Raw genomic sequence first — 25,576 nt, 5'->3', positions numbered from 1 at the left:
ATTTGCAAGGGTTTATCACCTTAGACCAACATCTTTCTTGGTTTCCTGCCAATATCAAGATCCCTCAATTAAAATGCATATTTATCAAATATGACGCTATGAACGCTCCATTAGCTTTGAACCAGTTGCTGGATGCCGAAGCGGGCTCACCCCGCCTCCGCGAAATCCCCTACAACTACACCTCCTTTTCCGATCGTGAAATCGTTATTCGCTTGCTGGGCGAGGAGTCATGGCGAGTTCTGAATGATTTGCGTGGGGTTCGCCGCACCGGCCGTTCAGCTCGCATGTTGTTCGAAGTCTTGGGTGATATTTGGGTGGTTCAACGCAATCCCTTTTTGCAAGATGACCTATTGGATAACGCCAACCGCCGTCAATTGTTGATTGACGCTCTATGGCATCGCCTTGGTGAAGTAAAGAAAAGATCTAGTGGGGAATCTGCTGAGCAAGTTCAGGTTTTATTAAAAGCTGCGCATCGCGCGGTTGAAAATTTTGAGCAAGGCTTTAAAGAAGTTGCGGAAATTCGTAAACGCGCTCGTAAAGAGCTGGGCCGTATTACTGCTTCTGACAATATTTGTTTTGATGGTGTTTCACGTGCAGCGCATGTGACTGATGCAACGGACTGGCGTGTTGAGTTTCCGTTGGTAGTTTTGAAGCCGGATTACGAATCTGAAATTCCCGGCTTAGTGAAAGCTTGCGTTGAATTAGGTTTAACTATTATTCCTCGTGGAGGTGGCACTGGTTACACCGGTGGTGCTATTCCTCTTTACGCTATGTCGGCAGTGATTAACACTGAGAAACTTGAGCAAATCGATACAGTCAAGCTCAAGCGTTTACCAGGCGTAGATCATGAAGTGTCTACGATTTTTACTGGTGCTGGCGTAGTAACCCGTAGAGTCTCAGACGCTGCGGAGCGGGCTGGGCTTGTGTTTGCGGTTGATCCGACTTCAGCGGATGCGAGCTGTATTGGTGGCAATATTGCTATGAACGCAGGTGGTAAAAAGGCGGTCTTATGGGGTACTGCACTTGATAACTTAGCTAGCTGGCGTATGGTGGATCCAGAGGGTAACTGGCTGGATGTCGAGCGCCTTGAACACAATCTGGGAAAAATTCACGTTGCAGAAAAAGTACGCTTTCAACTGACTTGGTCTGATGGCTCAAGTGAGCCAGGCGAACGTATTCTCAAAACAGAAATTTTGGAAGTTGAAGGTAAGCGCTTCCGTAAAGAAGGTTTAGGTAAGGATGTGACTGATAAGTTTTTATCAGGCTTACCTGGCGTTCAAAAAGAAGGTTGCGACGGATTAATTACGAGCGCCACTTGGATTTTGCATCGCATGCCTAAATTCATGCGTACTGTTTGCTTGGAGTTTTTTGGTCAGGCGCAAGAAGCAATTCCAAGCATTGTAGAAATCAAAGCTTATCTCGATGGCTTAAGCAAAAACGGCGGTCCAATCCTCGCCGGTTTAGAGCATTTGGACGATCGTTATTTAAGAGCGGTGGGTTACTCCACCAAGTCCAAGCGCAATGCTTTGCCCAAGATGGTATTGATTGGTGATATCGCTGGTGATGATGAAGAGGCCGTAGCTGCAGCGACTAGCGAAGTCGTGCGCATGGCTAACAACCGAGTGGGCGAAGGCTTTGTGGCGGTTAGTGCTGAAGCGCGCAAGAAGTTTTGGTTAGATCGTGCGCGCACTGCTGCGATTGCTCGTCATACCAACGCTTTTAAGATCAATGAAGACGTAGTTATTCCTTTGCCACGTATGGGTGAGTACACCAATGGTATTGAGCGGATCAATATCGAACTCTCCCTCAAAAACAAACTACAAGTTTTGGATGGTCTCGAAGCTTTCTTGAAAAAGAGTGCATTGCCACTAGGCAAGGCAACCGAAGATTATGAAATCCCTAGCGCTGAAATCTTGGGTGATCGCGTACAGCAAGCCCTTGAGCTCATTGCCAAGGTGCGGGCAAATTGGTCTGTGTGGCTCAAGGAGATGGATACCTATTTCCCAGGCTTGCAGAATTACAGTTTGCGCGCCTCATGGAAGACGGAAGTTCGCGCTGAACTGAGAATCATTTTTGGTGGTTTGGCGTTTGAGCCCATCCTTAATGAGCTAGAAGCTATTCATAAAAATATTTTGCGCAAGCGCGTGTTCGTAGCGCTGCATATGCATGCTGGTGACGGTAATGTGCATACCAATATTCCGGTGAATTCGGATGACTATGAGATGTTGCAGGATGCACATCGCGCTGTCGATCGGATTATGAAATTAGCCCGCTCATTGGATGGTGTGATTTCTGGTGAGCATGGCATTGGCATTACAAAGCTGGAGTACTTGACTGAGGAAGAGCTTAAGGATTTCCGTGCCTATAAGAAGCGCGTGGATCCTGAAGGTCGCTTCAATAAAGGCAAGTTAATGCCGCACGCTGATCTCAGTATTGCCTACACTCCGAGTTTTGGTTTGATGGGTCATGAGTCCATCATCATGCAGCAGAGTGATATTGGCGCGATTGCTGATAGCGTGAAAGATTGTTTACGCTGCGGTAAGTGCAAGCCAGTGTGTTCTACGCATGTGCCGCGCGCTAATTTGTTGTACAGCCCACGCGATAAAATTTTGGCAACTTCTTTATTGATCGAAGCTTTCTTATATGAAGAGCAAACGCGTCGTGGCGTCTCGATTCGCCATTGGGAAATGTTTGATGACGTTGCAGCGCATTGCACTGTTTGCCATAAGTGTTTAACGCCATGCCCAGTCAAAATTGACTTTGGCGATGTGACCATGAATATGCGTAACTTGTTACGCAAAATGGGTCAGCAGCGCTTTAATCCTGGGACAGCGGCATCCATGCTCTTCCTGAATGCTACCGATCCAGACACAATTAAGTTGGCTCGTAAGACCATGATTGGTTGGGGTTACAAGCTCCAGCGTTTGGGTAACGATGTTTTCCGCAAATTGGCTCGCAAGCAAACTGCGCATCCTCCTGCGACGGTCACAAAGCCCAATATAAAAGAGCAGGTAATTTTCTTTGTAAATAAGAAGATGCCTGGCAACTTACCTAAGAAAACGGCTCGCGCGCTCCTGGATATTGAGGATGCGAACTACGTTCCTATTATTCGTGATCCAAAAACCACTTCTGCAGATACAGAGGCCGTGTTTTATTTTCCGGGTTGTGGTTCTGAGCGTTTGTTCTCACAGGTTGGTTTAGCTACACAGGCAATGTTGTGGAATGTCGGCGTGCAGACTGTGTTGCCTCCGGGCTACCTCTGTTGCGGTTACCCACAGCGCGGTAATGGCGACTTTGATAAAGCAGAGAAGATGATTACGGACAATCGTGTTCTTTTCCATCGCGTTGCTAATACCCTGAACTACTTGGATATCAAGACTGTCGTAGTCTCATGCGGTACTTGCTATGACCAATTGGCGGGCTATCAGTTTGAACAAATCTTCCCAGGTTGCCGCATTATTGATATTCATGAGTATTTGCTTGAGAAGGGTGTCAAACTTTCAAATGTGACTGGCGTGAAGTACATGTATCACGATCCATGCCATTCACCCATGAAATTACAAGACCCAATGAAGACGGTAAATGAACTCATTCAATTAGAGGATGGCAAAGCCATTCAGAAGAATGATCGTTGCTGTGGTGAGTCCGGAACTCTTGCGGTGACACGCCCTGATATTTCAACCCAAGTGCGCTTCCGTAAGCAGATTGAGATGGAGAAAGCTGCAAATGAATTGCGCAAAGATGATTTCACTGGTGATGTCAAAGTACTAACTAGCTGCCCATCTTGCCTACAGGGCTTGACCCGTTTTGATGCTGATAGTGATACAACTGCTGATTACATCGTGGTTGAGATGGCGCAAAAATTATTGGGCCCCGACTGGATGCAGGATTACGTTGCCAAGGCAAACCAAGGTGGTATCGAGAGGGTATTGGTTTAATGATTCCAACTAATGTTGTAGTGCATCAGCAGTCGAAGGTGTTGGAACTCACCTATGAGGGTGGCAATACATACCGTCTTCCGTTTGAATTTTTAAGAGTCGTGTCTCCTTCTGCTGAGGTGCAAGGTCATGGCCCCGGGCAGGAGACTTTGCAAACGGGCAAGCGTGATGTACTCATCGCGAATATTGAACCAGTAGGCCACTACGCGCTGAAGCCTTCATTTTCGGACGGGCATGATTCTGGACTGTACTCTTGGGACTACCTGCAATTTTTATGCGAGAACCATGAATCACTTTGGAAAGAGCACTTGGACAAATTGGCTGCCGCTGGTTTAGACCGCGATACTCCAATGAGTGTTGCTGGTGGCAAGTCTTGCGGTAGTCATTGAGCATTTAATTAGATAGAGCAAAGAATATGAGTAAGACTCACTTTGGGTACCAAAGCGTTGATGAAGCTGAAAAAGCAGGTAAGGTCGCAGAGGTTTTTCATTCTGTAGCGAGTAAATACGATGTCATGAATGACTTGATGTCATTTGGCCTTCATCGCTTATGGAAGAAGGTTACGATTGCTCGTGCGCAAGTTCGTCCTGGACAAAAAGTATTAGATATCGCTGGCGGTACGGGCGACTTAGCAGCCGCCTTTGCACGTGCTGCAGCTTGGGGTCATAACCCAGAGGCTCAAGTGTGGTTAAGTGACATCAATGCTTCTATGTTGGGCGTTGGTCGCGATCGTCTGTTGGATAAAGGTTTGGCTTTACCTTGTGTTCAGTTTGATGCAGAAAAAATTCCTTTCCCAACTGCTCACTTTGATGTGGTGACGGTGGCCTTTGGTCTGCGCAATATGACTCATAAGGATGTTGCTTTAAAAGAGATGTTGCGGGTCATTAAACCGGGCGGCCGAGTGTTGGTGCTGGAGTTCTCTAAGCCGGATGCTTTTTTGCAGCCGGTTTACGACACCTATTCGTTCAAGGTATTGCCTTGGTTGGGTGAAAAGATTGCCCAAGATTCTGACAGCTATCGTTATTTGGCTGAATCAATTCGGATGCACCCGGATGCACAAACCCTCAAGGAAATGATGCTGGGGGTCGGTTTTGATGAGGTGGATACCCACAGAATGACTGGGGGTATCGTTGCCTTGCATATTGGTATTAAATACTAGTGAATTTGTAGTTTTTAGCGGTCCAGAATTAAAGTAGTTTTAAGGGAGACAAAAAGATGAATAAGCATTTTTTCAAAGCAGTCTTATTAAGCGTTAGCTTAATATTTGCCACTGTTGGCCATGCTGATGCTGCACGTTTGGGTGGCGGTAGAAGTATTGGTAAGGCACCAAGTGCACCAATGCAAAAACAAGCTGCTCCTGTACAAAAGCCAGCTCAACAAGCTCAACCAGCGACACCAGCTTCAGCTCCTCAGGCTCCAGCGCCGAGTCGTTTTGGCGGCATGGGTGGAATCCTGGGCGGTCTTGCCGCAGGTCTCGGTATTGGTTACCTCTTGTCTCACTTTGGTTTAGGTGAGGCAGCATCTTCATTAATTACTGGTTTATTGATCGCCGTTTTAGCTGGCTTTGTCATCATGTTTGTGATGAGAAGAATGATGCCTGCTTTATCTGGTGCCAACAAAGGTCCGCAGGTCACTTCACAAGGGATGCAGCGTGCCAATATGGATCAAGCCCCGAGACAGGAGCCTGCATTTACACCGGCTGCAAATGCATTTGGTGGTGTAGCAGCTGAGCCTGCACCGTTTCAATCAACATTGCCGCCGGGTTTTGATGAATATGCATTCTTGGACAACGCCAAGCAATATTTTTCAACTTTGCAAAAGGCATGGGACCAGGGTGACTTAGCAGCTTTGCGTGAGTACACAACGCCAGAGATGTTTGCGACGATTGAGCAGGATCTATCAGGTCGAGCTGATAGCGCTAATCAAACTGATGTTGTTACGCTGAACGCCCAGTTATTGGGAATCGAAACAGCTGACAATACTTATTACTGTAGCGTTCAGTTCACAGGCATGATTCGTGAGCAAGCGGGTGCTCAGGCAAATAACTTCTCTGAAATTTGGAACTTAAGTAAGCCTGTAAGTGGTCCTGGAGGCTGGGTACTGGCGGGTATCTCTCAGTTAGTTTAAGCTTGAGGTACTTTCCACTGAAAGCCCGCACTTGTGCGGGTTTTTTACACTTATGACCACCGCATCTCCCGCTACTCACCATATTGCAGCCTCTGCTGCTTGCCGAGGAATCAATCATGTCCTGAAGGCTGAGCCATGGGCTATGGCAGAGTTAGCCCGTCATGCTGGTAAAGTGATTTTGCTGAGTCTACCAATTGCTAAGCTCTGTTTTGAATTGACGCCCGAAGGCTCTTTAGTCTCTTTAACAAATATTGATGAGCCCTCTCTAGAATTGGAAGTCTCTCCTGAGGCGCTTAGTGCTTTAGCTGGTGGACCTGGCAATTTACGAGAGCAGGCAATGAAGTCAGTCAAAATTACTGGCGATGCAGACTTAGCACAATTATTGGGCCGTTTAGCAAGTCAAATTCGGTGGGAGTATGAGGAGGACCTAGCGCGTTTTATTGGGGATGCTCCAGCTAACTTTGCTGTGCGCCAAGGTAAGAAATTCGTTTCTGCTGGGAAGTCTGCTGCAACTGATCTACTTGAAAATGTAGTGGAATACGTTAGCGAAGAAAGAAAAGTGCTTTTAAATAAACGAGATTTTATGATTCGTAAAAATGAGTTGAGCGCATTGCGTGATTCGGTAGATCGTATAGAAAAGCGCATCCAACTTTTAGAGCGAAAAGGTTAATTCATTGTGCGTCGTTTAGCCCGCCTTACTTTTATTTTCTTCACTGCGTGGCGCTATGGCATGTTGCCATTGCTGCGCGATATTTTGAAGCCTGGCATTCGTCGTGGCCTGTTAACCATTCTTTGCTGGATTTCTCCAGGACAGTCACTGCCCAGAGGTGAGCGTATTCGTCTGACTTTAGAGGCGCTGGGGCCCATCTTCGTCAAGTTTGGGCAAGTACTATCTACTCGACGTGATTTATTGCCAGAAGATATTGCTAATGAACTGGCAAAGTTGCAGGATCAAGTACCGCCATTTTCGAATGATGAATCTTGTCGCCTGATTGAACAGGCGCTGGGTCAATCCATCGAAGAAGTATTTATTAGTTTTGATGCAACCCCCGTGGCTAGTGCCTCTGTGGCTCAAGTGCACTTTGGTTTATTGCGCGGTACCGAGAAGCATCCGGAGTGGGAAGGCCGTGCGGTGGCGGTTAAAGTTCTGCGCCCTGGCATTCTGCCAATCATTGATGGTGATCTTGCTTTGCTCTATGACTTAGCAAAAATTATTGAGCGACTCTCAGAGGATGGTCGTCGCTTAAAGCCCCGCGAGAACGTTGCAGAGTTTGACACCTATTTGCATGATGAATTAGATCTCATGCGTGAGGCAGCTAATGCAAGTCAGTTACGTCGCTATTTTGTTGATTCTAAAAAGTTAATGATTCCAGAGATGTATTGGGATTTATGTCACACCAATGTCATCGTGATGGAAAAGATGGATGGCATCTCGATTGGAAAAACAGCCGAGTTGCGCGCCGCAGGTGTTGACTTTAAAAAGCTTGCTGCTGATGGCGTTGAAATATTTTTCACGCAAGTATTTGAGCATGGTTTCTTTCATGCGGACATGCATCCTGGCAACATTATGATCAGTCTCGAGCCAGAAACATTCGGCCGATTTATTTCTTTGGATTTCGGTATTGTTGGTGCTTTAAGTCAATCCGATAAAAGTTATCTGGCATTAAATTTCCTGGCTTTCTTTAATCGCGATTACCGTCGTGTTGCTGAATTGCATATTGAGTCCGGTTGGGTTCCGGCAAATACGCGCGTTGAAGAGCTTGAGGGGGCAGTTCGTTCTGTTTGTGAGCCTTACTTTGATCGCCCTCTAAAAGAAATCTCCTTGGGGATCGTCTTGATGCGCTTGTTCCAAACTTCCCGCCGCTTCAAAGTAGAGATTCAGCCACAACTTACCTTGCTTCAGAAGACCTTATTGAACGTTGAAGGCCTTGCACGTCAGCTTGATCCAGACCTAGATCTCTGGAAAACCGCCAAGCCAATTTTAGAAAAATGGGTGAGCCAGCAGCTGGGTTGGAGAGCTTTAGTCGATGGCATTAAGGCCGAAGCGCCCAGTTGGGCGCAAATTTTGCCGACCTTGCCCCGCCTCATTGCGGAGAGTTTGGCGCAGGCGCGCGCCCCTCGCAAGGAGTCAAATGCTGAATTAGAGGTCTTAAAAGGGCTTTTATTGCAGGAAAGACGCACTCACCGCCTTTTGGTGGGTGCTTTGCTGTTCGCAGGCGGCTTTTTGGCTGGGATTTTGATAATAGGCCTTGGTCTTTACTAGTCTGTCGCCGGCCGTCGCTTAAACCGCTAAAATGCCAGGTTAGGCAAAGCGTAAGCATAGGCAAATGAAAAAATACTTTATCGCAGGCATTTTGGTGTGGGCACCGATGTCAATCACTATTTGGGTGATTGCATGGGGCTTGGGCCTGCTTGACGGAGTTTTTGGTTCTGTGATGCACGCGATTATTGCGGTATTCCCGAGTCAGTTTGCCGCTGATCTGCAGCATTTCCGTGAGCTGCCAGGCGTGGGTATTTTGATTGTCGTTTCAGTCATCATGATGACTGGGCTGATTGCAATTAGCTTTGCAGGTCAGTGGTGGATCAAGATGTGGAATAAACAGATGAATCGCATTCCGATTGTGCGATCAATCTATTCCAGTGTTCAGCAAGTTTCTTCCACCTTATTTTCTGGTAGCGGCCAGGCTTTTAGCAAAGCGTTATTAATTCGTTATCCCCATGCAGATTCTTGGGCAATTGCATTTCAGACTGGCATGCCAGCAAAAGAAGTTGCCGCGAAGTTGGGCGAAGACTATGTCAACGTGTTTCTACCAACCACGCCAAATCCGACTTCTGGATTCTTTATGATCGTCCCACGTGCACACACAATTGAGCTGCAGATGAGTGTCGAAGAGGCGCTCAAACATATTGTTTCAATGGGATCTGTTCCCCCCACTAGTTCAACTGGTTTGACCACTATTGGGTCAAACCATCATCTTTGATTTATAGGAAATTGTTATGTCGATGCGAAGCCATACCTGCGGTCAGGTAACTGAATCACTCATTGGTCAAGAAATTACTCTCTCAGGTTGGGTGAATCGTCGCCGTGACCACGGTGGTGTGATTTTTATTGACTTACGTGATCACCAAGGTTTTGTTCAGGTGGTTTGCGATCCAGATCGTCCAGAGATGTTTGCTTTGGCTGAGCAAGTTCGCAATGAGTTTTGTATTCAGATTAAAGGCTTGGTACGTGCGCGTCCAGCTGGTACTGAGAACAATGATTTAGTGAGTGGAAAGATTGAAGTACTTTGCCATAGCTTAGTCATTCTCAATGCGTCCATTACTCCTCCATTCCAATTGGAAGATGAAAACTTATCTGAGACCACTCGCTTAACCCATCGCGTACTTGATTTGCGTCGCCCGCAAATGCAAAAGAATTTGCGTTTGCGTTACAACGTTGCCATGGAATGCCGTCGCTACTTAGATGCCGCTGGTTTCATTGATATTGAAACACCGATGTTGACGAAGAGCACTCCTGAAGGTGCGCGCGACTATCTGGTACCTTCACGTGTTCATGATGGGCAGTTCTTTGCATTGCCGCAGTCTCCTCAGCTCTTTAAGCAGTTATTGATGGTGGCTGGTTTTGATCGCTACTACCAAATTACGAAGTGTTTCCGTGATGAAGATTTGCGCGCTGATCGTCAGCCTGAATTTACTCAGATCGACTGTGAAACAGCCTTCTTAGACGAATTAGAAATCCGTGAGCTATTTGAAAACATGATCCGTCATATTTTCAAAACCACGATGAATGTTGAGTTGCCAAATCCATTCCCAACAATGCCTTACTCAGAAGGTATGGCTCGCTTCGGTTCAGATAAGCCAGATCTGCGTGTGAATTTTGAGTTCACAGAATTGACTGACTTGATGAAAGATGTAGATTTCAAGGTGTTCTCTGGTGCAGCAAATCAAGAGGGTGGGCGCGTAGTTGGCTTGTGCGTACCTGGCGGTGCTGAAATTAGCCGTAGTGAAATTGATGACTACACACAATTTGTAGCAATCTATGGCGCTAAAGGTTTGGCATGGATCAAGGTGAACTCTGTTGCTGAAGGTCGCAATGGTTTGCAGTCACCAATCGTGAAGAACTTGCATGATGCTGCGATTGAAGGCATCTTGAAGCGTACCGGCGCTAAAGATGGCGACATTATTTTCTTCGGTGCTGATAAAGAAAAAGTAGTCAATGACGCTATCGGTGGCTTGCGTTTGAAGATTGGTCACTCCGCTTGGGGTAAAGAGCATGGCCTGTCTACTGAAGGTTGGAAGCCATTGTGGGTAGTTGATTTCCCAATGTTTGAATACGATGAAGACAATGCCCGCTGGGTTGCATGTCACCATCCATTCACCAGCCCTAAAGATGAGCACATGCAATACCTCGAATCAAATCCTGGTAAGTGCTTGGCTAAAGCCTATGACATGGTTTTGAATGGCAGTGAGATTGGCGGCGGATCAGTCCGTATTCACCAAGAAGTGGTTCAGAGTCAGGTATTCCGTGCATTGAAGATCGGTGCCGAAGAAGCGCAGGCCAAGTTTGGATTCTTGTTGGATGCCTTGCAATATGGTGCGCCTCCGCATGGTGGTATTGCATTTGGTTTGGATCGCATCGTCACGATGATGACCGGTGCTGAGTCTATTCGTGATGTGATCGCCTTCCCTAAAACGCAACGTGCACAGTGCTTATTGACACAGGCTCCTAGCCCAGTGGATGAGCGTCAGCTAAAAGAATTGCATATTCGTTTGCGCCAAGCTGCTCCGGCTGCTTAAGCAAGAAAGTCTTAAAGTATCTTGAAAATCCCCATTTCGGTTTTAGTAGTTATTTACAAATCGAATGGGGAGGTCTTGCTCATAGAGCGAGCTGACAAGGCCAATTTCTGGCAATCTGTGACTGGTAGTGTCGATTCCCTCGATGAGGATCTCCGGTTTGCTGCTGCGCGCGAAGTACTTGAAGAGACGGGAATTCATGTTGATGCTCTTCCGCTAGGTTCCTTACAAGATATGCATCATCAGATCGAGTACGAGATCTATCCACAGTGGCGTCACCGCTACGCTTCTGGGGTTACTAGAAATACTGAGCATTGGTTTTCATTGTTAGTGCCAGAAGATACTCAAGTGCATCTGGCGCCTAGAGAGCATGTAGCCTATCAATGGCTACCTTTTGCAGATGCCGCTAGCAAATGTTTTTCCCGGAGCAATGGCGATGCAATATTGAAGCTGTTCTCTGCGCGCTAGGCCAGAACTGACTAAGATAGAGTGATGAGACATTCATCAGGGCATCACCATTCAGCAGGAAATTCAAAGCCATCATCGGGAAACGACTGGAAAGTCATTCGTGATTTACTTCCCTATTTATTGGAATACAAATTTAGAGTTGCAATTGCGCTGACTTGTTTAGTGGCGGCTAAGGTTACCAACCTTGGCATCCCAATTCTGATGAAGCAATTGATTGATGCTCTCAATATCAAAGCAGATTCTCCTCAAGCCTTACTCGTTGTGCCAGTTGGATTAATTTTGGCTTACGGCCTATTGAGAATCTCCGCCTCCTTATTTACTGAGTTACGCGAATCTCTCTTTGCGCGCGTCACTCAAAATGCAGTACGGAAGGTAGCCCTTCAAGTCTTTGAGCACTTACATTCCTTGGCGCTCAGCTTCCATTTGGCTCGTCAGACCGGTGGAGTCAGTCGGGATATTGAGCGTGGCACGCGTGGCATTCAGTCGCTAATCTCCTATTCGCTTTACAGCATTCTGCCGACCTTAATTGAGTTCTGCTTAGTGCTGGGCTACTTTGCGTATGCCTACGATATTTGGTTTGCTGCTATTACGCTGGTTGCATTAGTCCTCTATATCGGCTTTACAGTTGTCGTGACTGAATGGCGAACGCATTTCCGTCGCACGATGAACGACATGGACTCCAAAGCCAATCAAAAGGCGATTGATTCCCTCCTAAATTTTGAGACCGTAAAGTATTTTGGTAACGAGGCTTTTGAAGCGAGTCGATATGATCAGAATTTAGTGCGCTATCAAGCTGCAGCTGTCAAATCTCAAAAATCTTTAGCAGTGTTGAATTTTGGACAGCAGACCATCATTGCGGTCGGCTTGGTTCTCATACTTTGGCGTGCGACCTTAGGCGTGATCGATGGCTCTATGACCTTGGGTGATTTGGTCTTGGTTAATACCTTAATGATTCAGCTATACATTCCATTGAATTTCTTAGGGGTGATCTACCGAGAGATCAAGCAGGCTTTGACTGATATGGATCGTATGTTCTCACTTCTCAATACAGAGAAAGAGATTGCAGATGCGCCCAATGCGAAGTCTCTAGTTATTGGCAATCAAGGTTGTGGACCTGATGTTCGTTTTGAGAATGTCTCCTTTCATTACGATGCCAAGCGTGAAATTCTCAAAAATGTAAGTTTTAATATTCCAGCGGGAACCATTACCGCCGTTGTAGGCCAAAGTGGAGCGGGTAAGAGTACGCTAGCTCGTTTACTGTTTCGTTTTTATGATGTTCAATCTGGAAATATTTTGATTGATGATCAAAATATTGTGGATGTCACTCAATCGAGCTTGCGTAAGGCGATTGGTATCGTTCCGCAAGATACCGTTTTATTTAATGACACGATTGGTTACAACATTGCTTATGGCAATCCCAATGCTTCAATTGAAGAAGTGCATGAGGCTGCAAGAGCTGCGCAGATCGATCGTTTTATTCAGCATCTTCCAGATGGCTATAACACTCAAGTGGGTGAGCGTGGCCTGAAGTTGTCGGGTGGTGAGAAACAGCGTGTTGCGATTGCGCGCACCCTTTTAAAGAAGCCAGCGATGCTCATTTTTGATGAGGCGACTTCAGCCCTGGATTCCAAAACAGAGCGAGCGTTTCAGGAGGAGTTGCTTGGCTTGGCTAAGAATCGCACGACTTTAATCATCGCTCATAGGCTTTCTACGATTGTTCATGCTGATCAAATATTGGTTATGGATCATGGTCAGATTGTGGAGCGTGGAACGCATGCTGAGCTTTTAGCTGCCAATGGTCGATATGCCGAGATGTGGCAAATGCAGGAGCGGATAGCTCTTGATTAGAATATCTGCATGAGCCAGCAAGAAACTATTCTCAAAAATGCCTTTGCAGCTGCTTTAGCAGTTGCTGACCCCAAGAAAATCGTTCCAGAATATCTTGCCAAGATCTTTCCTTCAGGCTCAGAGCCCACAGGAAGGTGTCTAGTGGTTGGTGCGGGCAAGGCAAGTGCATCTATGGCAACGGCCCTCGAGTCTCATGCGAAGAATCATTGGCCTAATGCAACTCTTGAGGGTGTCGTGTTGACTAGATACGGGCACCACTCGCCAACTAGCCATATCCAAATTATTGAAGCGGGTCACCCGGTGCCCGATCAGGCGGGTATGGATGGCGCTCAAGAAATCTACCGCTTAGTGAGTGAATTGAATCAAGGCGATATTCTGATTGCCTTGATCTCTGGCGGCGGGTCTAGCTTACTGACTTTGCCTCAGGCTGGCATCAGTATCGAAGATATGCGCAAGACTACTGAAGCACTATTACGTTCTGGCGCGCCCATCGAAGAGATGAATGTTGTTCGCAAACACTTGTCAGCGATTCAGGGTGGAAATTTGGCTAGACTGGCGATTGCACGAGGTGCTCGAGTCGAGGCTTTGCTGATTTCTGATGTCACGGGAGATGCACCTTCGGATATCGCTAGCGGTCCTTGTGCACCAGATTGCTCAAGCTATCAAGATGCTCTCAATATTCTGGATCAACATCACTTGGGCTCTGACTCTATTCCACTATCTGTTTTATCTCACTTGCAGCGCGGTGTTACTGGTGAAGTTCCGGAAACTTTAAAAGAAGCCGATCTAAAAAATACTGCAGTAAGTAACCATGTGATTGCCACTGCTTATAAGAGTCTTGAGGCGGCCGCTGCTTATGTCTACGCACAAGGATACGAGCCCGTCATTTTGGGTGACACTATTACTGGTGAGGCGCAGGATGTGGGCATAGAGCAAGCTGCCTTGGCACGCCAGTATTTGCTCGCTAAGGGTAGCAAGTCCATCGCACTCATCTCGGGTGGCGAATGTACTGTAACTATTCCAAATGGAGTCAAAGGTCGTGGTGGCCGCTGTAGCGAATACCTGCTTTCACTTTTTGCAGCTTCTGCAGATATCCCTAATATTTCTGCTCTAGCTGCGGACACCGATGGTATCGATGGCAGCGAGAAGAATGCCGGTGCGTGGTTTACCCCTGAGATTCGCCAAGCCGCCATTACGCAAGACTTGATCCCTTCGCAGTATCTAGATCTGCATGATTGCTATGGTTTTTTTGCGCAATTAGATGCTTTGGTGGAAACTGGCCCTACACTGACGAATGTGAATGATTTCCGCATCATCTTGCTAGATAAATAATTATGACTAATACCTCAACCCAAATTCAACTGATTCAGCCTGATGATTGGCATTTGCATATTCGTGATGGTGACGTCATGAAAGATGTATTGGCAGATACTGCGCGCCAGTTTGCTCGTGCCATCATCATGCCGAACTTGAAGCCACCAGTGACTACGGTTGATTTGGCAAATGCGTACCGTGGACGTATTGAGGTCAACCTTCAATCTTTGGGTGTGACTAGCTTTACTCCACTGATGACTTTATATCTCACCGATAACACTTCAGCTGATGAGGTTCGCAAGGCAAAGGCTGCTGGTATTGTTGGATTTAAGCTTTACCCTGCTGGAGCCACAACCAATAGCGATGCGGGTGTGAGCGATATCAAGCGTTGCTATGCCGCGCTTGAAGCAATGCAGGCTGTCGGTATGCCTTTGTTAGTGCACGGTGAAGTAACAAGTGCTGAGATTGATATCTTTGATCGTGAGGCAGTTTTCATTGATCAAGTGCTCGAGCCTTTGCGCAAAGATTTTCCGGAGCTCAAGATTGTGTTTGAACACATCACCACCAAGCAGGCTGCGCACTATGTACGTGATGCACAAACTGCTGGAAAAAATAGCCTAGCTGCCACAATCACTCCACAACATCTATTGATGAATCGCAATGCAATTTTTACTGGTGGTATTCGTCCACATAATTATTGCTTGCCAGTATTGAAGCGTGAAGAACACCGTGTTGCATTGGTAGAGGCGGCAACGAGTGGCAGCCCTAGATTTTTCTTGGGCACTGATAGTGCGCCACATGCCAAGGGTGCCAAAGAGGCTGCTTGTGGTTGCGCCGGTTGTTACAGCGCTTTCAATGCCTTGGGTTTATATGCTGAGGCATTTGAGGGTGTTGGCAAGCTAGATAAGCTTGAGGGCTTTGCTAGTTTTTATGGCCCTGACTTTTATTCATTACCGCGTAATACCAATAAAATTACTCTGGTGAAGCAGGCGCAAAGCATTCCTGCAGAACTTCCATTGGGTGATGCCACGATTGTGCCGCTACGTGCTGGTGAGACTATCGCCTGGACTTTGGCTTAAGCCAATCTATATTCCCATATTGCGTTTTTAAGATAATTTTCTGCGACTGCGTTAGACTGCAGTCGCAGAGTCAATTGGGCAATCGCCGCCTCTTTATTGAGGGGGAGGAAAGTCCGGACTCCATAGGGAAGGGTGATGGCTAACGGCCATCCACGGTGACGTGAGGAATAGGGCCACAGAGACGAGCGTATTTAGTTACGGTGAAACGCGGTAACCTCCACCTGGAGCAATCCCAAGTAAGCAGGCGATGAGGCGTCCCGCTGAGTCTGCGGGTAGGGAGCTTGAGCCGTCAGGTAACTGCCGGCCTAGAGGAATGATTGCCCCTAGATGCAAATCTAGGCGACAGAATCCGGCTTATCGATTGACTCTGCACTTTTCAAATACTTATTCGTCATTCACAACATCAATTGAATAGGTAATCTCGGCTGTTTTAGCGAGCATCGTCGTAGCGGAGCAGTACTTTTCGTGCGATAGCTTCACTGCACGCTCAACTTTGGCTAAATCGAGGTTTTTGCCTTTGACCGTGAAATGCAGATTAATTTTCGTAAAGACCTTGGGCTCAGTCTCCGCCCGCTCGGCTGTGAGCCGAACATCACAGGCGCTGATCTCCTGGCGTGCCTTCTGTAGGATCAAAACCACATCAAAGGCAGAGCAGCCGCCAGTCCCTGCCAAAAGTAGCTCCATAGGCCTTGGGGCGCTATTTTTACCGCCAGCTTCAGGTGGACCATCCATTGTGACTTGGTGGCCGCTACCGGTTTCTGCTGAAAAGGCCATGCCGCCATTACCCAACCAAGTTACTCGACATTCCATGCTAGAGACCCCTAAATTCGAAAATTAATCAATATTATCAATAGTTTACCAATAATGACGTACTTTAGTTACTAGCCAAATTTTGCAAAAAAGCATCAAAAACTTGATTTTGGTCAATTTTCTTGCGTCGCACCATATATCTTGTGTAGAATAACCATATTGGTAGTCAGTCTTATACAAGACTGCGACTTACCTCCCAGTGTCTCCTCCACTTAAACATAGGTGGATTCCAACCCAGGACTCGTTCCTGGGTTTTTTTTAGGTTACAATTCAAGGCTTTACTGAATTACCGAACCAGTCAGCGGTAATTGTTGTACCAAGTGAATTACAGAATCTGCGAGCTTGCAAACATAAGCAGGGCCAAGGTGGACGTAGTTTGATTGGAGTAATTTTTTTTGACTATAACAATTTGAGAAATCATGAAAACTTTTTCTGCAAAATCCCATGAGGTAGTGCATGAATGGTTCGTGATTGACGCTACGGACAAAGTCCTCGGTCGTGTCGCCAGTGAAGTGGCACTCCGTCTACGCGGCAAGCACAAGCCTGAATACACCCCACACGTTGATACCGGCGACTTCATTGTTGTCATCAACTCTTCTAAGCTGCGTGTTACAGGCACAAAAGGCTTGAACAAAATTTATTACCGTCACAGCGGATACCCAGGTGGTATTAGCTCGACTAACTTCGACAAGATGCAAGATCGTTTCCCAGGTCGCGCTTTGGAGAAGGCTGTGAAGGGTATGTTGCCAAAAGGCCCACTAGGTTATGCCATGATTAAGAAATTAAAAGTCTATGGCGACGCCAGTCATCCGCATGCGGCTCAACAGCCAAAAGCGTTAGAGATTTAAGGAAACCAAATGGCTATTAATTACGGAAATTGGAATTACGGTACAGGTCGTCGCAAGAGCTCTGTAGCACGTGTATTCATTAAATCTGGCAAAGGTGAGATTACTGTTAACGGTAAACCTATCGATGCTTACTTTGCTCGCGAAACATCACGCATGATCGCTCGTCAGCCTTTGGCTCTCACAGCCCACCTAACAACCTTTGATATCAAAGTAAACGTTAGTGGCGGCGGTGAAACTGGCCAAGCTGGTGCAGTTCGTCACGGTGTTACTCGTGCATTGATCGACTACGACAACGCATTGAAGCCAACCCTGTCTAAAGCAGGTTTGGTAACTCGCGATGCCCGTGAAGTTGAGCGTAAAAAAGTTGGTCTGCACGGCGCGCGTCGTCGTAAGCAGTTCAGCAAGCGCTAATTCTTTCAGTCGCTTAAGTTTTATCGAAAGGGTCGCGCAAGCGGCCCTTTTTGTTTCTACAATCTAGGTATTAAAGAAATAAAATTCATCTATTGGTATTTTGGAGAATGGCATGATTAAAGTTGGCATCGTAGGTGGCACTGGATATACCGGAGTGGAATTGCTGCGCTTATTGGCGCAACACCCTGAGGTAAAGATTCAGGCAATCACTTCTCGTACAGAAGCTGGCATGCCAGTGGCTGAGATGTTTCCATCTTTACGTGGCCGCATTGATCTGAAATTCACAACACCAGATGAAGCCAAGTTAACTGAATGCGATGTAGTGTTCTTTGCAACACCACATGGCGTAGCAATGGCACAAGCCAAAGAGTTGCTGGCTAATAACGTAAAGATTTTGGATCTGGCTGCTGATTTCCGTTTGAAGGACATCAAGGAATTTGCCAAGTGGTACGGCATGGAGCATGGCTGCCCAGAAATTTTGGCAGAGGCAGTTTATGGTTTGGCAGAAATTAATCGCGAAGAAATTAAAAAAGCACGTGTAGTGGGTTTAGCTGGTTGCTACCCTACGTCTGTCCAATTAGGTCTTGCTCCATTGCTTTCACCAAAGTCTACTGGTGGTAAACAGCTGATTGATGGCACACATATTATTTCTGACTCTAAGTCAGGTACATCTGGCGCTGGCCGTAAAGCTGAGATCGGCACCCTATTGTCTGAAGCGGGAGATAACTTCAAAGCCTATGGCGTTAAAGGACATCGTCATCTTCCAGAAATCGTCCAGGGCTTGAAGGCTATCGCTGGTCACGACCAGATTGGTCTGACATTTGTACCCCATTTGACGCCAATGATTAGAGGTATTCATTCAACCTTGTATGTTCGCTTGACTGAGGCTGGCATGAAGGTAGATTTCCAAAAGCTGTATGAGGATTTCTATAAAGGCGAGCCTTTTGTAGATGTGATGCCGGCTGGCAGTCATCCAGAAACACGTTCTGTGCGGGGCAGTAATGGCTTAAGAATCGCCATTCATCGCCCTGGAGATGGTGATACTTTGGTTATTTTGGTGGTGGAAGATAACCTGGTGAAGGGTGCCTCAGGCCAGGGCGTTCAGTGTATGAACCTCATGTTTGGCCTGCCTGAGACCACTGGATTAACGCAGATTGCTGTTTCACCATAATCAGGCGCGCTGGAAAGACCCTTCAGCACACTTGGAATTAAAAGCCTAAAATAAGTTATTGCCTTTTGAATTAGGAGTAAATCATGACCCAACTAGCTACGCAAGAAACTGCACAACCCGCACAAGATTTAGCCGAACCACCAACCCCATTGGTGTTTACGGATAGCGCTGCTGCAAAAGTGGCTGACTTGATTGCCGAAGAAGGTAATCCTGAATTGAAACTGCGCGTGTTTGTTCAAGGTGGTGGTTGCTCAGGATTTCAGTATGGCTTCACATTTGATGATGCTGTGAATGAAGATGACACACTCTTTGAAAAGAATGGCGTCACCCTATTGGTAGATTCAATGAGCTTCCAATATCTAGTTGGCGCTGAGATTGATTACAAAGAAGATATCAATGGTTCACAGTTCGTAATCAAAAATCCAAATGCGCAAACCACTTGTGGTTGCGGATCTTCTTTCTCTGCTTAAAGAGAGAAAGCAATTTAATTACGCAGGATAGCAAGCGCCTAGAATTCTAGGACCCTTCGCTCCCGTAACGGCTGGCAAATTTGCTGGCCGTTTTTCTTTGTGGGCCCAAGCAAGCCATGCGAACGCGAGGCCTTCTACAAGTTGCGGATCAATGCCAAGCGCATCGCTGGTCACAATCTCCAGTGAGTTTTTGAATAAGTCTTCAGCTCTCGCTTTAAATAAATCCAATAAGGCATCGTTGCGCGCACCACCGCCACAGATAATCAGAGTCTGGGTTTTCGGGGCATAAACCTCTAAAGCTTGCAGGGCTGCGTCCACAGTTAATTGCAATAGTGTGGCTTGTACATCTTCAGCATTGATGTTGTCCGAGCCAACTTGCTTTTGCAACCACTCTAGATGAAAGTCATCACGCCCCGTGCTTTTTGGCGGCGCCTTTGAAAAAAATGGATCAGCCATCATTTTGCTAAGCAGTGCTCGATTCGCTATTCCTTGTAATGCCCAGGTACCGTTCTCATCAAAGACGTGTCCTTGCTGATCCGCAATCCAAGCATCCATCAACATATTGCCGGGACCGCAATCAAATCCTTTTACTTCACCATCTTTGGGTAATAGGGTTAGGTTGGCAATACCGCCAAGGTTGAGTACGGCGATATTTTTATCTGTAGCAAACTGTTGCGCATGAAATGCTGGCACTAGAGGCGCACCATGACCGCCTGCTGCTAAATCACGACTTCTAAAGTCTGCAATGACATCAATTCCAGTGAGCTCTGCCAAAAGGGCTGGATTGAGAGTTTGATGGGTATAGGCAAGGTGATGAGCAAGATCGGCTTGGTGACGAATGGTCTGACCATGTGCGCCAATTGCACTGATATCTGCAGTAGATAGCTTGGCCTGAGTAAGCAATTGTTTGACTACATCCGCATAGGCTACTGACAGGGCATTAGCGGCCTGGTTTTCTCGGTGGATCTCATTTGGCCCAGGGGTCTGGAGATCTAGTAGGGCTTTGCGTAACTCCGGACTAAAGGGGGCGCTTACGGAGTCCAGAAGGCATGCATCCCCAGAGGCTTCAATCTTTGTCAGCACGGCATCTATCCCATCTAGGCTGGTGCCAGACATCAGGCCAATATAGAGGGATTGGGACTTATTCATGCGGTATCAGGACTTTATTCTCAGGAATGCGACAATTATGCTTTAGCAATTTAAATACTAATTTAACCGAATCAGTTACCCAATTTCGCATGACGGCTAAACCAGAACAAAAATACCCACTGACCCCCGAAGTTTTTGCAGCCCTTGAAGTAACCAAAAGGGGTTGTGATGAGTTATTGGTCGAGGCGGATTGGATTCAAAAGCTAGCTAAGAGCCAGGCGACAGGTACGCCTTTGCGTATTAAGTTGGGTTTAGACCCAACTGCGCCTGATATTCATTTGGGCCATACGGTTGTTTTGAATAAATTGCGTCAGCTACAAGATTTAGGCCACACTGTGATTTTCTTGATTGGTGACTTCACCAGTATGATTGGCGACCCCTCTGGGCGTAATGCAACTCGCCCACCCCTGACCGCCGAAGAAATTGCTGTCAATGCTCAGACCTACTACCGTCAAGCGAGCATGGTGCTGGACCCTACTAAAACGGAAGTTCGTTACAACAGCGAGTGGTGCGATCCCCTTGGTGCACGCGGCATGATCCAGTTGGCAGCGCGATATACCGTTGCACAAATGTTGGAGCGCGATGACTTTACAAAACGTTACCGCAGTGGTGTACCTATCTCTGTGCATGAGTTTTTATATCCATTGATGCAGGGTTATGACTCTGTTGCTCTGAAGAGTGACTTAGAGCTCGGTGGTACGGATCAGAAATTTAATCTTTTAGTTGGGCGCGAGCTCCAACGTGAGTACGGCCAAGAGCCGCAATGTATTTTGACTATGCCTCTCCTTGTTGGCTTGGATGGCGTAGACAAGATGAGTAAATCCAAAGGTAATTACATTGGTATTAGTGAGCCTGCTGGCGAGATGTTCGGCAAGCTCTTGAGTATCTCCGATGAATTGATGTGGGATTACTTTACATTGCTGTCATTCCGCCCTATGGCTGAAATTGATTTAATGAAGCAAGAAGTAGCTGCTGGTAGAAATCCTAAAGATTGCAAAGTGCTGCTCGCACAAGAAATCGTTGCACGCTTTCATTCGCAGGCGGCTGCAGAAAAAGCTTTGGAAGACTTTAATCATCGTGCAAAAGGTGGAATCCCGGATGACATTCCGGAAGTAAGCCTCTCTGGTGCTCCAATGGGAATCGCTAGCCTTTTGAAGGCTGCGGGCCTTGCCCCATCAACATCAGAAGCTATGCGTAACATTGAGCAAAACGGCGTGAAGATTGATGGCTCAACAGTTGCTGATAAGCAATTAAAAGTCGAGGCTGGCACTTACGTGGTGCAGGTAGGCAAACGTAAGTTCGCTAAGGTAACTCTGGGCTAAGTCTTAGGGCTCTATTGCGGAGTTGCTTGGTGGCGTCAGGCCAAAGTGCTCATAAGCCTGACGTGTTGCTACTCTTCCCCTAGAAGTTCTTTGTAGGTAGCCTTGTTGAATCAAGTAGGGCTCTAAGACATCCTCAATGGTGTCACGCTCTTCACCAATCGCTGCAGCCAAGTTGTCAATACCTACCGGGCCACCATCAAACTTATGCAAGATGGCTTCGAGTAATTTACGGTCCATCACATCAAAGCCACTCGGGTCGACATCGAGCATCTTCAATGCTGCATCGGCCATGGCTTTAGTAATAGTGCCAGTACCTTTGACTTCAGCATAGTCGCGTACGCGACGTAATAGGCGATTAGCGATACGTGGAGTGCCTCTAGCACGCTTCGCAATCTCAATTGATCCCTCTGGGTCAATATCGGCTTTGAGTAGGCTGGCAGAGCGCGTAATGATTTTGGTGAGCTCTTCAGTGGTGTAGAACTCTAGTCTTGCCACAATGCCAAAGCGGTCACGTAGAGGATTGGTGAGCATGCCAGCACGAGTGGTCGCGCCAATCAAAGTGAATGGCTTGAGATCAATCTTGACACTACGTGCTGCAGGACCTTCGCCAATCATGATGTCTAAGCTGTAGTCCTCAAGTGCCGGGTACAGAATCTCTTCAACTACTGGAGAGAGTCGATGAATCTCATCAATAAAGAGTACATCGTTTGCTTCTAAATTAGTCAGTAAAGCGGCGAGGTCACCAGGTCTATCCAGAACGGGGCCGCTAGTTTGGCGCAAGTTCACACCAAGCTCTCTAGCGATGATGTGAGCTAAGGTAGTTTTTCCAAGACCAGGAGGGCCAAACAAGAGAACGTGATCTAGAGCTTCTTGACGAGCTCGAGTTGCAGTAATAAAGATTTCTAATTGAGCGCGTGCCTTAGTTTGGCCAACATACTCGTCTAACTGTTTTGGGCGCAAGGCTCTTTCGAAAACAGCTTCTGAGTTACCGGCTGCACCGCTAACGATGCGGTCATTACCTTCCGGTAAGTCTTCGGGAATTGAGCTGAGATCTTCGGTGTGGATTGCCATACTGCAAGTGTAGTGGTGTTTGGGGACTAGTTATGAAGACTTTGAGAGGTATTTCAAGCCCATACGAATACCATCAGAAACGGAGGTGTCAGGCGGTATTTGTTTGAGGGCAAGATGCGCTTCTTTTTCTGAATAACCCAGCGCCAAGAGAGCCTGCAAGACTTCACTGCTTGCTTCAATTGCCTGTGGTTTGCCGCCCACAATTCCTAAATCTGGAGCCAACTTGCCTTTGAGCTCAAGGCAAAGACGTTCAGCAGTCTTTTTGCCAATGCCGGGAACTTGAGTTAGACGTCCTGCTTCTTGCATAGCAATAGCTTGAGCCAATTCGTTAACGCTCATTCCAGAAAGTACGGCAAGGGCAGTACGTGAACCGACGCCGCTAATCTTGATCAGCTGTCTAAAAGCTTCACGCTCTGTTTCAGTGGCAAAACCAAAAAGTTGCTGGGCATCTTCACGAACTTGGAAGTGTGTGAGAAGCGTAATTTTTTGATTGGTTTCTGGTAATTGATACAGGGTGCTCATTGGCACATCGATCTCATAGCCGACACCTTGGCAATCGACCAGGAGGCGGGGTGGATGAACTGAAACGAGAATACCTTGTATGCGACCAATCATGTAAAGATCTTAACCTGTTTGTATTGTTATTTCTTGCCACTCTTTTTGGGTGCAGGAGCAGTGGTAATTGCTTTCGGAATCTGGGCATGATGTGCAGCACAAATCGCCACCCCTAAAGCATCGGCTGCGTCCGTTCCCGGGGCACGGCTTAGGCGCAGCAAGCGTTTCACCATTTCTTGAACTTGAGGCTTAGTCGCTCTACCAGTCCCCACGATGGACTGCTTCACCCTGAGTGCGCTGAACTCTGCAACAGGGAGCTTGTCCGAAACTAGGGCTGCAATCACCGCGCCTCGTGCCTGACCCAGCATTAGGGTAGAGCGAGGATTGACGTTCAGAAATACTTCTTCGATAGCTGCTTGTTCTGGATGATAGGTCCCCAGTACTTCTTTAATGCCGGCGTACAAGATTCCCAATCTCACAGGAAGGCCTTGGTCTGGATCTCCACTTTCAATCGTCCCAGAGGCTACGTAGCTCAGTTTTTGGCCATCAACATCAATAACCCCAAAACCAGTTGTTCGTAGACCCGGGTCGATTCCTATCCAGCGCATAAGTGATTAGTGGCGGAAGTGACGTGTGCCAGTAAAGATCATGGCAATGCCATGCTCATCAGCTGCGGCGATGATTTCATCATCACGCATGCTGCCACCAGGCTGGATGGCACAGCTTGCACCACCATTCACAACGACATCCAAACCATCGCGGAATGGGAAGAAGGCGTCACTTGCAACTGCAGAACCTTTGAGACTTAAGCCTGCGTTTTCAGCTTTAATGCTTGCCATACGCGCAGAATCTACGCGGCTCATTTGGCCAGCGCCAATACCAAGGGTCATACCATTAGCGCAATACACAATCGCATTGGACTTCACAAACTTGGCAACGCGCCATGCAAACATCATGTCGTGCATTTCGCTTGTAGTTGGGAGGCGTTTGCTCACAACGCGCATTTCGCTCTCAAGGACGTTCTTCGCATCTGGGGACTGAACTAGTAAGCCACCACCAACACGCTTGAAGTCAAAAGTATTAAATGCGGTGCCCAGAGGAATTTCTAAGAGACGTACATTTTGCTTGGCGGCAAAGATGGTCTTTGCTTCAGCACTAAAGCTTGGAGCAATCAATACTTCCACAAACTGTTTAGAAATTGCTTCAGCTGCGGCACCATCACATGGCACATTGAGGGCAATGATTCCGCCAAAGGCTGAACTTGGATCTGTTTTGAATGCTTTTTGATACGCCTCGAGGGCGTTGGCAGCAACAGCTACGCCGCAAGGGTTTGCATGCTTGATGATGACGCATGCTGCAGCACCGCCAGCATTACCAGTGAAGCTTTTGACACACTCCCAAGCAGAGTCAGCGTCAGCGATATTGTTGTAGGAGAGCTCTTTGCCTTGTAATTGTTTGTAGTTAGCAAGTGCGCCATCGACAGGGTAGATATCTTTGTAGAAAGCCGCTGATTGGTGTGGGTTCTCGCCATAACGCATCTCTTGTACTTTTTCAAAGGCAAGGTGCAGGGTTTCTGGGTAAGCAGAACGCTTTTTGTGATCGAGGTCATCACCTAATGCAGATAGGTAATTTGCAATCGCCCCGTCGTATTGGGCGGTATGGGCAAATACTTTTTTAGCTAGACTCAAATTGGTCTTATATGAAACTACGTTCTTATTGGCTTTCATTTCTTCGAGTACAGGTGCGTAATCTTCTGGCGAAATGAGTACGGTCACATCTTGATGGTTCTTGGCAGCGGCACGCAACATTGCTGGACCGCCAATATCAATGTTCTCAACCGCATCTTCAAATGAACAATCTGCTTTAGCAACTGTTTCATTAAATGGGTAGAGGTTAATCACGAGCATATCGATCGTATCGATACCATGTTCTTTCAAAGCAGCCATATGCTCAGGGAAATCTCTGCGAGCTAATAAACCGCCATGGACCATTGGGTGCAATGTCTTTACACGACCGTCCAGCATCTCTGGAAACTTGGTAAGTGAAGATACTTCCACTACGGGTAAATTATTTTCAGCTAAGAGTTTTGCTGTACCGCCAGTAGAGATCAGCTTGACACCTTGCTCATGAAGGGATTTGGCGAACGGCACAATGCCATTTTTATCGGAAACAGAGAGTAGGGCTGTACGGATCATATTTTT

At 47.0% G+C, this 25,576-nt stretch carries 23 protein-coding genes and 1 other RNA gene; 18 read left to right on the top strand and 6 right to left on the bottom strand.

The genetic code is table 11. From position 1 onward, the window contains the following. The first annotated feature begins 98 nt into the window (after nt 1-98). From ICN16_RS05325 to rnpB, 13 genes are all read left to right on the top strand, one after another. Nucleotides 99-3,938, top strand: a complete 3,840-nt coding sequence (locus ICN16_RS05325; RefSeq protein WP_216135253.1) for an FAD/FMN-binding oxidoreductase — start codon at nt 99-101, stop codon at nt 3,936-3,938. Beyond that, nucleotides 3,938-4,327 (top strand): gamma-butyrobetaine hydroxylase-like domain-containing protein, encoded by a 390-nt coding sequence (locus ICN16_RS05320; RefSeq protein WP_216135251.1) that lies wholly within the window; start codon nt 3,938-3,940, stop codon nt 4,325-4,327. The genes ICN16_RS05325 and ICN16_RS05320 overlap by 1 nt, the downstream gene beginning before the upstream one ends. Before the next feature lie 26 nt (nt 4,328-4,353). Next, complete coding sequence (gene ubiE / locus ICN16_RS05315) at nt 4,354-5,097, top strand: bifunctional demethylmenaquinone methyltransferase/2-methoxy-6-polyprenyl-1,4-benzoquinol methylase UbiE (RefSeq protein WP_216135248.1); 744 nt, start codon at nt 4,354-4,356, stop codon at nt 5,095-5,097. Nucleotides 5,098-5,153: 56 nt separating this feature from the next. Continuing rightward, nucleotides 5,154-6,065 carry a Tim44 domain-containing protein gene (locus ICN16_RS05310; RefSeq protein WP_216135245.1) on the top strand — a complete coding sequence of 304 codons (912 nt, stop codon included), beginning with the start codon at nt 5,154-5,156 and terminating at the stop codon, nt 6,063-6,065. A gap of 52 nt (nt 6,066-6,117) precedes the next feature. Continuing rightward, the gene (locus ICN16_RS05305) at nt 6,118-6,735 is read left to right on the top strand and encodes an SCP2 domain-containing protein (RefSeq protein WP_216135244.1); all 618 of its coding nucleotides are present in this window, start codon (nt 6,118-6,120) and stop codon (nt 6,733-6,735) included. Nucleotides 6,736-6,741: 6 nt separating this feature from the next. Then, the gene (ubiB, locus tag ICN16_RS05300) at nt 6,742-8,328 is read left to right on the top strand and encodes a ubiquinone biosynthesis regulatory protein kinase UbiB (protein ID WP_216135243.1); all 1,587 of its coding nucleotides are present in this window, start codon (nt 6,742-6,744) and stop codon (nt 8,326-8,328) included. Between the two features lie 64 nt (nt 8,329-8,392). After that, the gene (locus ICN16_RS05295) at nt 8,393-9,046 is read left to right on the top strand and encodes a DUF502 domain-containing protein (RefSeq protein ID WP_216135242.1); all 654 of its coding nucleotides are present in this window, start codon (nt 8,393-8,395) and stop codon (nt 9,044-9,046) included. A 16-nt stretch (nt 9,047-9,062) separates the two neighbouring features. After that, nucleotides 9,063-10,862 (top strand): aspartate--tRNA ligase, encoded by a 1,800-nt coding sequence (gene aspS / locus ICN16_RS05290; protein WP_015422041.1) that lies wholly within the window; start codon nt 9,063-9,065, stop codon nt 10,860-10,862. A 21-nt stretch (nt 10,863-10,883) separates the two neighbouring features. Next, on the top strand, nt 10,884-11,327 hold the full coding sequence (gene nudB / locus ICN16_RS05285; protein WP_216135241.1) for a dihydroneopterin triphosphate diphosphatase: 444 nt from the start codon (nt 10,884-10,886) through the stop codon (nt 11,325-11,327). A gap of 24 nt (nt 11,328-11,351) precedes the next feature. Next, nucleotides 11,352-13,175, top strand: a complete 1,824-nt coding sequence (locus ICN16_RS05280) for an ABC transporter ATP-binding protein/permease (RefSeq protein WP_216135240.1) — start codon at nt 11,352-11,354, stop codon at nt 13,173-13,175. A gap of 9 nt (nt 13,176-13,184) precedes the next feature. Beyond that, nucleotides 13,185-14,507 carry a glycerate kinase gene (locus ICN16_RS05275; protein WP_216135229.1) on the top strand — a complete coding sequence of 441 codons (1,323 nt, stop codon included), beginning with the start codon at nt 13,185-13,187 and terminating at the stop codon, nt 14,505-14,507. A 2-nt stretch (nt 14,508-14,509) separates the two neighbouring features. Beyond that, nucleotides 14,510-15,568: a dihydroorotase gene (gene pyrC / locus ICN16_RS05270; RefSeq protein WP_216135226.1), complete on the top strand. Its 1,059-nt coding sequence runs from the start codon at nt 14,510-14,512 to the stop codon at nt 15,566-15,568. Between the two features lie 66 nt (nt 15,569-15,634). After that, nucleotides 15,635-15,941, top strand: an RNA gene (gene rnpB, locus ICN16_RS05265) — RNase P RNA component class A. An 11-nt stretch (nt 15,942-15,952) separates the two neighbouring features. Here the strand turns inward: rnpB and ICN16_RS05260 are convergent. Further along, entirely contained in the window at nt 15,953-16,378 is a 426-nt protein-coding gene (locus ICN16_RS05260) for an OsmC family protein (RefSeq protein ID WP_216135223.1), read from the bottom strand. Nucleotides 16,379-16,797: 419 nt separating this feature from the next. Here ICN16_RS05260 and rplM point away from each other — a divergent pair, with 419 nt between their 5' ends. The 4 genes from rplM to erpA all read left to right on the top strand — a co-directional run bounded on the left by rplM (nt 16,798) and on the right by erpA (nt 19,278). Continuing rightward, entirely contained in the window at nt 16,798-17,226 is a 429-nt protein-coding gene (gene rplM, locus ICN16_RS05255; RefSeq protein ID WP_015422034.1) for a 50S ribosomal protein L13, read from the top strand. A 9-nt stretch (nt 17,227-17,235) separates the two neighbouring features. Next, the gene (gene rpsI, locus ICN16_RS05250) at nt 17,236-17,637 is read left to right on the top strand and encodes a 30S ribosomal protein S9 (RefSeq protein WP_015422033.1); all 402 of its coding nucleotides are present in this window, start codon (nt 17,236-17,238) and stop codon (nt 17,635-17,637) included. A 112-nt stretch (nt 17,638-17,749) separates the two neighbouring features. Further along, nucleotides 17,750-18,808 (top strand): N-acetyl-gamma-glutamyl-phosphate reductase, encoded by a 1,059-nt coding sequence (argC, locus tag ICN16_RS05245; protein ID WP_216135220.1) that lies wholly within the window; start codon nt 17,750-17,752, stop codon nt 18,806-18,808. A gap of 83 nt (nt 18,809-18,891) precedes the next feature. Beyond that, on the top strand, nt 18,892-19,278 hold the full coding sequence (gene erpA, locus ICN16_RS05240) for an iron-sulfur cluster insertion protein ErpA (RefSeq protein ID WP_012358423.1): 387 nt from the start codon (nt 18,892-18,894) through the stop codon (nt 19,276-19,278). Nucleotides 19,279-19,296: 18 nt separating this feature from the next. Here the strand turns inward: erpA and ICN16_RS05235 are convergent, their stop codons facing one another. Continuing rightward, entirely contained in the window at nt 19,297-20,427 is a 1,131-nt protein-coding gene (locus ICN16_RS05235) for an anhydro-N-acetylmuramic acid kinase (protein ID WP_216135216.1), read from the bottom strand. 89 nt (nt 20,428-20,516) lie between these two features. Here ICN16_RS05235 and tyrS point away from each other — a divergent pair, with 89 nt between their 5' ends. Continuing rightward, on the top strand, nt 20,517-21,749 hold the full coding sequence (gene tyrS / locus ICN16_RS05230; protein ID WP_216135206.1) for a tyrosine--tRNA ligase: 1,233 nt from the start codon (nt 20,517-20,519) through the stop codon (nt 21,747-21,749). A 3-nt stretch (nt 21,750-21,752) separates the two neighbouring features. On the opposite strand, the gene ruvB is transcribed toward tyrS, so the two are convergent. From ruvB to purH, 4 genes are read right to left on the bottom strand one after another with little or no spacing between them, the layout of a single operon-like run. Further along, on the bottom strand, nt 21,753-22,820 hold the full coding sequence (gene ruvB / locus ICN16_RS05225; protein ID WP_216135203.1) for a Holliday junction branch migration DNA helicase RuvB: 1,068 nt from the start codon (nt 22,818-22,820) through the stop codon (nt 21,753-21,755). A 30-nt stretch (nt 22,821-22,850) separates the two neighbouring features. Beyond that, nucleotides 22,851-23,435, bottom strand: coding sequence for a Holliday junction branch migration protein RuvA (gene ruvA, locus ICN16_RS05220; RefSeq protein WP_216135193.1), 585 nt, complete (start codon nt 23,433-23,435; stop codon nt 22,851-22,853). A gap of 26 nt (nt 23,436-23,461) precedes the next feature. After that, nucleotides 23,462-23,983 (bottom strand): crossover junction endodeoxyribonuclease RuvC, encoded by a 522-nt coding sequence (ruvC, locus tag ICN16_RS05215; protein ID WP_216135190.1) that lies wholly within the window; start codon nt 23,981-23,983, stop codon nt 23,462-23,464. Nucleotides 23,984-23,989: 6 nt separating this feature from the next. After that, nucleotides 23,990-25,570, bottom strand: coding sequence for a bifunctional phosphoribosylaminoimidazolecarboxamide formyltransferase/IMP cyclohydrolase (gene purH, locus ICN16_RS05210; protein WP_216135187.1), 1,581 nt, complete (start codon nt 25,568-25,570; stop codon nt 23,990-23,992). Nucleotides 25,571-25,576: the final 6 nt, after the last annotated feature.

The organism is Polynucleobacter sp. es-MAR-4 (genome assembly GCF_018882055.1).
GTDB lineage: Bacteria > Pseudomonadota > Gammaproteobacteria > Burkholderiales > Burkholderiaceae > Polynucleobacter.
The sequence above is the reverse complement of the archived record's forward strand: the minus strand, read 5'-3'. Positions and strand labels throughout refer to the sequence as shown.